Genomic DNA, 980 nt, shown 5'->3' with positions numbered 1-980 from the left:
ACCACTACTCATTGCCCAATCATTTCCAGGAGCAGCTTGTTTCAGCACACGACCTAAAGGTGAGGGCTCTAACTGTTTCTCGCTAAAAGGGTTGGTAGTTCCTCCATTATAAGAACCATGAAAAGAAGTCAGTTCAGAAGCTATTGTAGTTGGATCCGAATAATCTAAGGAAGCTGTACCATTTGCATAAGGTAAATACTCTTTGATTTGACGACCAAAAGCATCGTATTCAATAGGCGTAATTATATCTTTACTCGAGTTGGACTGTTTGTGTGCTACTTGTTGAACAGGGCGACCTAATCCATCAAAATAACTTACTTGAACCACAGCATCAGCAGGATTGTTTACATCTACCGTAACTTGTGAACTGGCTTTTTTATAGGTTGTTGTTTTTATATAATTCTGATCTTGACTTTGACCTAAAGCAAGAAAAGGAATTAAGGCTATTATATATAATAATTTCTTCATTTTATTTTGCTTTAGTTTTTATAATGATATTCGTTTTCACTCAGTTTGTTACCATTTTTATCTTCTACATATTTCAATCGGTTAAAGGCATCATAAAAATATTTAATACGATTTCCTTTGGGATCGGTAATTGTACTTATTCCTATAGAAGGTTTATATGTATAGGTGGTTACTATAGCATTAGGTAAAGCCGTTCTTAAATTATCTAAAGCAGTGTTTAAATTTGTTTCATTAGTACCATTAGATAGCGTTTGTAAATTCGCTTCATAGGGTTGTACTTGTGCGTACGTAGCATTTTCTATTTTGGCAATGGGTTGGGTTTTATTATAACCCCAAATATAAGTAATCGGTATACCATCTTCTTGTTGCACCTCTATTGGATTACCATTAGTGGAATCTACTAAGTTATATTTTACTCGAGTTTCTAGGGTATTGGTTCCTTTTCCAACTTTTATGAATTCTGGAGCCACTAAACCATCTCCCCAATCTTTAAAGGTAGTCTCTTGTAAACC

General features: G+C 34.6%; 1 protein-coding gene and 1 pseudogene. Both read right to left on the bottom strand.

Going from position 1 to position 980, the window contains the following annotated elements; translation table 11 throughout:
- Positions 1 to 468: DUF6443 domain-containing protein (locus NHF47_RS16815; RefSeq protein WP_252766010.1), on the bottom strand; the 468-nt coding region annotated here is incomplete at its 3' end.
- A gap of 11 nt (positions 469 to 479) precedes the next feature.
- Positions 480 to 980: pseudogene (locus NHF47_RS16810) on the bottom strand (hypothetical protein); the annotation flags it as partial.

The sequence above is a fragment of the Flavobacterium sp. NRK F7 genome (genome assembly GCF_024054195.1).
Lineage (GTDB): Bacteria > Bacteroidota > Bacteroidia > Flavobacteriales > Flavobacteriaceae > Flavobacterium.
The sequence above is the reverse complement of the archived record's forward strand: the minus strand, read 5'-3'. Positions and strand labels throughout refer to the sequence as shown.